General features: G+C 35.1%; 8 protein-coding genes. 2 read left to right on the top strand and 6 right to left on the bottom strand.

Features of this window, described 5'->3' with window-relative positions:
* Positions 1 to 9: 9 nt before the first annotated feature.
* Complete coding sequence (locus tag MW688_RS18060) at positions 10 to 501, bottom strand: DUF421 domain-containing protein (RefSeq protein WP_486737407.1); 492 nt, start codon at positions 499 to 501, stop codon at positions 10 to 12.
* A 347-nt stretch (positions 502 to 848) separates the two neighbouring features.
* On the opposite strand from MW688_RS18060, the gene MW688_RS18055 reads away from it, so the two are divergent.
* Positions 849 to 1,295 carry a hypothetical protein gene (locus MW688_RS18055; RefSeq protein ID WP_486737406.1) on the top strand — a complete coding sequence of 149 codons (447 nt, stop codon included), beginning with the start codon at positions 849 to 851 and terminating at the stop codon, positions 1,293 to 1,295.
* A gap of 83 nt (positions 1,296 to 1,378) precedes the next feature.
* On the opposite strand, the gene MW688_RS18050 is transcribed toward MW688_RS18055, so the two are convergent.
* The 3 genes from MW688_RS18050 to MW688_RS18040 all read right to left on the bottom strand — a co-directional run bounded on the left by MW688_RS18050 (position 1,379) and on the right by MW688_RS18040 (position 4,512).
* Positions 1,379 to 2,383, bottom strand: coding sequence for a DUF4435 domain-containing protein (locus tag MW688_RS18050; protein ID WP_486737405.1), 1,005 nt, complete (start codon positions 2,381 to 2,383; stop codon positions 1,379 to 1,381).
* A 66-nt stretch (positions 2,384 to 2,449) separates the two neighbouring features.
* Entirely contained in the window at positions 2,450 to 3,865 is a 1,416-nt protein-coding gene (locus MW688_RS18045) for an AAA family ATPase (protein WP_486737404.1), read from the bottom strand.
* A gap of 173 nt (positions 3,866 to 4,038) precedes the next feature.
* Positions 4,039 to 4,512, bottom strand: coding sequence for a globin domain-containing protein (locus MW688_RS18040; RefSeq protein ID WP_486737403.1), 474 nt, complete (start codon positions 4,510 to 4,512; stop codon positions 4,039 to 4,041).
* A 242-nt stretch (positions 4,513 to 4,754) separates the two neighbouring features.
* Between MW688_RS18040 and clpB the strand changes: the two genes are divergently transcribed.
* Positions 4,755 to 7,367, top strand: coding sequence for an ATP-dependent chaperone ClpB (gene clpB, locus MW688_RS18035; RefSeq protein ID WP_486737402.1), 2,613 nt, complete (start codon positions 4,755 to 4,757; stop codon positions 7,365 to 7,367).
* A 158-nt stretch (positions 7,368 to 7,525) separates the two neighbouring features.
* Here the strand turns inward: clpB and MW688_RS18030 are convergent, their stop codons facing one another.
* Together MW688_RS18030 and MW688_RS18025 are read right to left on the bottom strand one after the other, a co-directional pair.
* Complete coding sequence (locus tag MW688_RS18030) at positions 7,526 to 7,732, bottom strand: glycogen debranching protein (protein ID WP_486737401.1); 207 nt, start codon at positions 7,730 to 7,732, stop codon at positions 7,526 to 7,528.
* Between the two features lie 58 nt (positions 7,733 to 7,790).
* A complete protein-coding gene (locus MW688_RS18025; RefSeq protein ID WP_486737400.1) occupies positions 7,791 to 8,375 on the bottom strand; it encodes an NADPH-dependent FMN reductase in 585 nt (194 codons plus the stop codon).
* Positions 8,376 to 8,610: the final 235 nt, after the last annotated feature.

Genomic DNA, 8,610 nt, shown 5'->3' with positions numbered 1-8,610 from the left:
ACTCATTACTCAACCACAACCAGTAACTTTTGATAAAGATGCAAGATCTGAGCTAAAACTACCATCGGTTTCTAAAACAACTGCTTCGACTTTTTCTACAGATGCGATTCCTTGAGAGCGAATTGCCGCTAAAACTTCTCCTTGGCTAACTCTTTCTTTTCTTAAGGCAGGATTTTGAAATTCTCCTTTGTATAGTAGTAGAGTTGGTTTTCCCTTAACTAGTTTTTGCACAATAGAAGAATGAACACCCAGAAAAGTTATGATATATTGCAAAAATATCAGTAAACCAAATCCCAGAACACCTCTAATCAAAGAAGTTTGATTAGATAGTATAGTACTAGCTAAAACAGAACCAAAGGCAACAGTAACTACAAAATCAAAAGAATTCCACTTAGATAGAGTGCGTTTGCCGGAGATGCGTAGCAAGAAAATAATTGCAATATAAGCAAGAATTCCTACAACTATAGTATGAGTTAAATTATTAACATCATTGAAGAACATATTAACTTTTTCCTGAAATTTATTCTTAGTTTATGGTAAGTTTCACACTTCAGTCATCTATCTAGAGTATGTTGAAAAAATAAGTTTTTAAGGAGCGATGGGCGCAAGCCAAAGAATAGGGCGCAAGCCAAAGAATAGGGCGCAAGCCAAAGAATAGGGCGCAAGCCTTGCGCCCTACTACTACTTTGCACTTTGGAAGAAGAGAAAACCAGCTCAAATCCATACCCAATAACAGTTTTAGATTTATTCAGCAAGCCCTATCTAGAGAAAATTTAAAGTTACCAAATCCTAGTAAAATTTACTTTTTACTCTAGAATAGGATTTAAAAATATCTATAACTTTGGATAATGAATAACAGTACCCTAGGAATCATCATTGGTGGTTTAATTCCTGCTTTACTCTATGGCGTCTTTGCTATTTTTACTAAAGCAAGCATCCTCAACCATCTTGGCACGAGCACTTACTTAATTATAGTTGGTATTGCCTGCATCATTCTTGGCTTATTTAGCTTGCCAATTATTTCTACGAATTTAGATCGAATTTCTCTGCGGGGTATTATTTTTGCTACTTTGGCTGGATTTTGTTGGGGTGGAGGTACTCTCTTGGTAAATATCGCTATATCTCGTTATAAAACTCCTATATCCTTGTTAACTCCTCTATATAATATGAATACTCTTGTGGCCGTTTTACTAGGTTTGTGGATATTTTCTGAGTGGCGCGGTGTTTCTTTTCCTACTATAGTATTGGGAGCTATTTTAGTTACTATAGGTGGTATTGTTCTTTCAAAGGCTTAAAATAGCAAAATGTTGGGTTTCACTCTCGTTCAACCCAACCTACAATTTATCTACCAATTTAGATCGAATTTCTTGGCGTGGTATTATTTTTCCCCCTTGATTAACATCCAAAAACAGTTTATTGGAAAATCACAAGTATCATTCAATTGAAATTCAATAGATTGATTTCTAATCCAAGCATTTGCTACTATAGTAAATCGAGTGTCTTTATTTTTGTTTACTTTGTTAGCTTCTTCAATATTATTTTTACGTTGATGTGATGAAGCTGCTATGAAAATACATTTACTATAAACAACAAACATAAAATTCAATCCTATATGTCCATGAGATAACCATCTTGAGGTTTCAATATCACATTGTTTAGCCATATTTAAATAGGTATCAAACTTATTAAATAGGTTTTCAATCCGAAGTTGATCGAGCTTAAATTTTTTGTTGAGTATTTCACCCCATTGTTCTAAATCAATTTTAATATCTGTAGAGGTGATATTTATACATTCCCAATTTAATGGATTAGTAAGAGGTTGAAGTAAATTTTCTGATAAGCCTGCCAAACTCAAGGCACAAGCTATTCTAAGAGTATGATCAAATTTAGATTCAAAAATTTCAAATGCTTCTTGATAAACACTAGTAACTAAGTAATTGTTAAATGCGTCTTTTAGAGTTGATATTTCAAAAAAATAGTTTTCAATTGAATGTCCTCTACTCCAAATTAATCTATTGTTTTTTTTATGATTTTTAAGATTATCTTTTAAATAATTGTTATATTCAAATTCTCTAAATTCTCGATCAACAAAGCCTAAAACTCTATTAGTAATATTTGATGGTTTTTGAGCGAGTAATTCACATACGTTTTCTACCTTAGCTCTATTTCCTAATTCTCCTTTTATTCTCTCGGCAGTATCAATATTAATATTTTTTAACAAATTTAGTTTTTCCTCTGAAATATTACGTTCATTTTTTGTTAAAAAATTATAAATAATAGTAAAAAATTTTTCATCATCAGATCCTTCTAACAATAAGAATCTCTCTTCTGACATCATTATCTCAGTAACATATTCTTCAGGAGTTATTTGTAATCCGCTCATAAAAACAATACTTTATCCAAATTTTTAAAAATGAATGTTGTCAAAATCATCGTCTCCTGTAAAAATTTAATCCTCATTTTCAAAGGGATCAGTATTTATGTTAACATTTGCTGTTGGTTGTAGTTCAATCTTGATCATTCTATCTTGATATTTAGAGGCAATAATAGGAGAATGAGTACAAATAATTAGTTGTTTTTCGCCAAGTTGTTTGACTATTTCTGGTAATAATTTACGTTGCCAATCAATATGAAGTGAAATTTCTGGTTCATCAATTAAAACAACTTTACCGTATGCCATGTGACTTGCAGCATAAATTAAACCTACTATTTGTCTTTCTCCAGATGATAAAATTCCTAGACTATCAATTTCTTTTTCCTCACCTATTCTGACACCTAATTTTGTTCTGCTTCGATGTCGGCTTGTGGAACCTATTTCTAATTGCTTTCTTTCTAAAAATTCATTAACAGATTCAATATATCTTTTAATACTATAATAAGCTTTTGTTTGTTCATCTAATCTTTTGTGAAGAGAATTTTTATAAACTGATAACACTCTACTAGCTATAGTTTTGTATTTTGGATCTGATTCAAAGGATTCCAACTTTTCTATTAATTTTTCATAGACATCATCTGAATTATCAGGACTAAGTTGAAGAGATGAATTTTTTAATTTTTCTGAAAGTTTCCTTATTTCTGTAATAATTTCTTCTGGATCTTGTTCTTGTTCATCTGTTTCATTTGATTGAGAAATAGCTGTAGAAAATTCAAGAAAAGCTTGTGAAAGCAAATTTCTATCAAGACGGGCAATTTTTAATTGAGCTTCTGTTAATTCTGAGTTAATATGTTCTTCTATTTCTATAGGAGAAGGATACTCAAGTCTAGGGACAAATTTACCGAAAAGAATACGAGCAAATTCGGTTGATTTTTCTGAACTTCTTAGAGCTTTTCTCAAATTAGGTGACCTTCGAGAAATATTTCTAATTTCATTCTCATCTAATGTGGCCCATGCCTCAATCATTGTTCTAAAAGCAGGAAAATAAGTTGCTTTTAACTCAAAATATTTTTGTTTTTTATTGTTTTGTTGTTGATTTTCCAATTCCTCTCTCATAAACCATACAATATCTTGCAATTGGCTATATTCTTGTCGCTTTTCTTCCTGTGATAAGCCTTCTGGTGGATAAGAGTATTTTTCGTCTTCATTAATAAAAACTTTTGTAATTTTTTCAGAGAGAACTTCTGGCGACTCTTGCTGTTTTATTAATATTTTTGTATCATCATCTAAGGTAATCGCTAGTTCTCGAAATCTTAAATAAACAAAACGTTCAAAATCTTCATTTACTGCATTAGCTAAAATATGCAGCAAAGTTGTTTTCCCTGTACCATTACTTCCATGAATAATATTAATTCCATCACTCAAATCAAGATTGATATCAAATCTTCCATATATTCCAATCGCTTTTAGATTCTTAATAAATCGAGACATAATTTCAATCTCCTATCACAGTCTCATTAATAAAATATAATTCAAAATTTGGCTCTCCCGTATTTGCTTTTGATAAGCAAAACTTATCAGTGAGAGGGAACAGGGAACAGCAGAGCTGTTCCCTAAATACGTTAACCTCTGTACCTCAATAGACTGAAAAACGCTATATTAAATTAATTTGATAACTTTGCTTTGATTTCTTGTTCTTGATCCTGATAAATTTCTTTTTCTCTATTAATAAAGATATTAGCCAAATTATTGTAGGCTTCAGTCCAGGCTTCCATAACTTCAGGAGTAGCGGCATCCCCTAATACATCTTTCATCGCCATTAACAAACATTCTCCAATTACGGGATATTGTTCGGCTATTACACGAGTATTAACATGAGCGTTAGCAATATGTTCTACAGCATCACTTAACTTTTCTAATTCGTCAATATGACTAGCATAGGCATAAACAGATGCTGCTAGTTTTGCTGCTTGCTTACTTCCTTCCTCTTGGCTTTTCATGTGAGTATTTTCAAAAAATCTCCTATACTCAGGACGTTCATTGAAAGCGATTTGATACATTCTTTCAGTAATAGCTTTTCCATGTTCTTTAACCACAGGCGCTGTGGATTTAACAATTTCGATAGTTTTTGGGTTCATTGGAAATAAATAATTTTTAATTATATTTTAACTTACTCAATATAATAAAACTTAGAGATTTAAGTGAGAGTGTGCGATCGCACCGCGAAATAATCCCCCTAGAATCTCAACGGTATAAAAATACAAGAATTAGCGGTAAACTGGTAAAAATTTGTAGTGTTTGCCCAACTTACTATCTATATCGAAAGAATTATGATTGAGATAGTAAGAGTAAATATGATTAAACATAAAGTAAAACCACCATGCAACCAACCAATCCTGAAAAATTTACTGAAAAGGCTTGGTCAGCAATAGTCAGAACTCCTGACATCGCCAAGCAAAATAGACAACAACAGATAGAAAGTGAACATTTGATGCAGTCTCTCCTAGAACAGGAGGGATTAGCTACTAGTATATTTAATAAAGCTAACATCAGTGTAGCTAAACTCAGAGATAAAACCAAACAGTTTATCGATAGACAAGCCAAACTAGCTAAAGTTAGCGAGTCTATATACTTGGGCAATAGTTTAGATACTCTTTTAGACCGTGCGGACAATTTTCGCCAACAATTCAAAGATGATTATATATCTATAGAACATTTATTATTGGGATATGCTCAAGATACTCGCTTTGGTAAACCTCTGTTTCAGGAATTTTCCCTCACAGAAAAGAAACTAAAAGAAATTATTTTACAAGTAAGAGGAACGCAAAAAGTGACAGATCAAAATCCAGAAGGTAAATATCAAGCATTAGAAAAATATGGACGGGAATTAACCAAATTAGCCAAGGAAGGAAAATTAGACCCAGTAATTGGTAGAGATGAAGAAATTCGTCGTACCATTCAGATTCTCTCTCGCAGAACCAAAAATAATCCGGTACTAATTGGAGAACCGGGAGTGGGAAAAACCGCAATTGTCGAAGGATTAGCCCAACGTATTATTAACCGAGATGTACCAGAATCCTTGCGCGATCGCCAATTAATTGCCCTGGATATGGGTGCTTTAATCGCTGGGGCAAAATATCGCGGTGAATTTGAAGAAAGACTCAAAGCTGTACTCAAAGAAGTAACTGAATCTAATGGCAACATCATTCTCTTTATTGATGAGATTCATACAGTTGTAGGAGCTGGAGCTACTCAAGGTTCTATGGATGCAGGGAACCTACTAAAACCAATGTTAGCGAGGGGAGAACTGCGCTGTATAGGTGCCACCACCCTTGATGAATACCGTAAGTATATAGAAAAAGATGCAGCCTTAGAAAGGAGATTCCAATCAGTATATGTAGGAGAACCTTCGGTAGTTGATACTATATCTATATTGAGAGGGTTAAAAGAACGCTATGAAGTGCATCACGGCGTAAAAATCTCTGATAATGCCCTAGTAGCAGCGGCGATGTTATCTAACCGCTATATAAGCGATCGCTTTTTACCAGACAAGGCGATAGACTTAGTAGACGAATCAGCGGCTAAACTGAAAATGGAAATAACATCAAAACCCGAAGAACTTGATGAAATTGACCGCAAAATTCTGCAACTAGAGATGGAGCGCCTATCTCTCAAAAAAGAAGTAGATCCCATTTCTGTAGAAAGACTAAGCAAACTGGAACAGGAGTTAGCTAATCTCAAAGAAGAACAAAGCGCCCTAAATGCTCAATGGCAGTCAGAAAAAGAAATAATTAACCAGATTCGGAGCGTAAAAGCAACTATTGACCAAGTTAATCTGGAGATTCAACAGGCAGAAAGAGACTATGACCTTAACCGGGCTGCTGAATTACGCTATGGTAAGTTAACAGATTTACAACGACAAGTTCGAGAAACTGAAGCTCAATTACAAGAACAACAAACTACAGGGAAAACCTTGCTGCGAGAAGAAGTATTAGAAGCAGATATTGCCGAAATTATCGCAAAATGGACAGGAATACCCATAAGTAAACTAGTTCAATCAGAAAAAGAAAAACTACTATACCTAGAAGATGAACTACACGAACGAGTAATTGGACAAAATGAAGCTGTAGAAGCAGTAGCTGATGCGATTCAACGTTCTCGGGCAGGTTTAGCAGATCCTAATCGTCCTACTGCCAGTTTTATTTTCCTTGGTCCTACAGGGGTAGGTAAAACCGAGTTAGCTAAAGCTTTAGCGGCGGTGCTGTTTGACACAGAAGACGCGATGATTAGAATTGATATGTCCGAATATATGGAAAAACACGCCGTATCTCGTCTAATTGGTGCCCCTCCTGGATATGTTGGTTACGAAGAAGGTGGACAATTATCTGAAGTAATACGCCGTCGTCCCTATTCGGTAATTCTCTTTGATGAAATTGAAAAAGCTCATCCTGATGTCTTCAACATCATGTTGCAGATTCTCGACGATGGACGCCTCACCGATTCCCAAGGTCATATTGTAGACTTTAAGAATACAATCATCATTATGACCAGTAATATCGGTTCTCAATATATTCTGGATATCTCTGGAGATGATAGCCAGTATGAACAGATGAAGTCTCGGGTGCTTAATGCTATGCGCGAAAGCTTCCGCCCAGAATTTCTGAACCGTATCGATGAGATAATTATCTTCCATGGCTTGAAACAGTCTGAATTGAGTAATATAGTCAAAATTCAGGTAAAACGCCTAGAAGAGCGTCTCGCCGAACAAAAACTATCTCTCAAATTATCAGAAGCTGCTCTCAATTTCTTGAGTGTTGTAGGTTATGATCCAGTATATGGTGCAAGACCCCTGAAAAGGGCAATTCAACGCTACTTAGAAACGGCTATAGCCAAAGGTATTTTAAGAGGTGACTTTCAACCAGAAGATACTATCTTTGTAGATGTGGAAGATGAGCGCCTCAGCTTCAAACGTCTTAATCTCGCTAAAGTGTAAAAGCTAATTTTTCCCCACGCTGAAAATATAGCAGTGACCGCAGTGGTGTTAACAACATTTATCACTAACTTTTCCCCCCAACCCCCCTTACCAAGGGGGGCTTTTCATCATTTTTGTCAACATCTATTGGCTCATTGCTATAACTCAGCGTGGATTTTTTAGTTTAGTTTTAAAGCATTAACAGGAACTTCATCCCAAGTATCCACGGTTCTAATACGAGCTAACCATCCTTGTTTTTTTTGTTCTTCACTTAAACTTTCAGACCAAGATTCATGACAAGATTTGGCTAAATCCTCATCACAACAGGCGATGCAAGCATAAACTATGCCACTTGCATCAATTTGTTCGTTTACCCAAATAGTCATAATTAATAATTATCCTTGCTTATTGTAATTTAACTGTTTTGCTTGTTTTTATTTTAGGTTAAGATAAGTTCAGTTTACTAGTAACATCCACCAAACTTTTAGCTATACCACTAATAGCGGCTAAATTTCTTTCATTCTGTAACTGACCTTCTTCATCGAAGGCTTGATGAGCATTGGGAATGGCTTTTTGTTGAGGAATAACCATAACACCTATACCTTCGAGTATAGCCCGCACATGGACTAGCCCTCGAATACCTCCTAATCCTCCCGGAGATGTGGCTAATAAAGCGGCTACTTTACCATTGAAACAAGCTAGACCAGGTTCATCTGGTACAGGTCTCGATGCCCAATCAATAGCATTTTTTAACAAAGGTGTAATCGAACCATTGTATTCTGGACAGGCAATTAAAAAACCTTGATGACTTTTGAGTAAACTTCTGAACCTAACTACAGACTTAGGTAAGCCTTCTTCAGCCTCTAAATCTTCATTAAACAAAGGCATCGGATATTCAAGAAAATCAACATAAGTAACTTCCGCTCCCGCTTTTTTAGCCTCATCTGCCGCGATTTTCACTAGTTTTTTATTGAAAGATTCAATTCGGGCACTGCCAGCAAAAGCTAATATTTTAGTAGGTTGTGTCATGGGTAAAATAAGAGTAGATTAGGTAGAGAAACACAATTTAATTTAACACTAATTAGAAACAAAAGTTACTGGTTGAGTAATGAGTAATGAGTAATGAGTAATGAGTAATGAGTTAAAGAATTAATACTAAACGCTATGAATTTGAGCTGGTTTAAAAGTGCAAAGTAGGGGCGCAAGGCTTGCGCCCTCCCCTTCGGCTTGCTTGCGCCCTCCCCTTCGGCTTGCTTGCGCCCTC

It is taken from the genome of Johannesbaptistia floridana, from assembly GCF_057440575.1.
This window is presented reverse-complemented; position numbering and strand designations above follow the sequence as displayed.

Coding starts and splice junctions, on each gene's coding strand:
- MW688_RS18060 (WP_486737407.1), bottom strand. CDS start 501: ATGTTCTTCAATGATGTTAATAATTTAACTCATACTATAGTTGTAGGA.
- MW688_RS18055 (WP_486737406.1), top strand. CDS start 849: ATGAATAACAGTACCCTAGGAATCATCATTGGTGGTTTAATTCCTGCT.
- MW688_RS18050 (WP_486737405.1), bottom strand. CDS start 2,383: ATGAGCGGATTACAAATAACTCCTGAAGAATATGTTACTGAGATAATG.
- MW688_RS18045 (WP_486737404.1), bottom strand. CDS start 3,865: ATGTCTCGATTTATTAAGAATCTAAAAGCGATTGGAATATATGGAAGA.
- MW688_RS18040 (WP_486737403.1), bottom strand. CDS start 4,512: ATGAACCCAAAAACTATCGAAATTGTTAAATCCACAGCGCCTGTGGTT.
- clpB (WP_486737402.1), top strand. CDS start 4,755: ATGCAACCAACCAATCCTGAAAAATTTACTGAAAAGGCTTGGTCAGCA.
- MW688_RS18030 (WP_486737401.1), bottom strand. CDS start 7,732: ATGACTATTTGGGTAAACGAACAAATTGATGCAAGTGGCATAGTTTAT.
- MW688_RS18025 (WP_486737400.1), bottom strand. CDS start 8,375: ATGACACAACCTACTAAAATATTAGCTTTTGCTGGCAGTGCCCGAATT.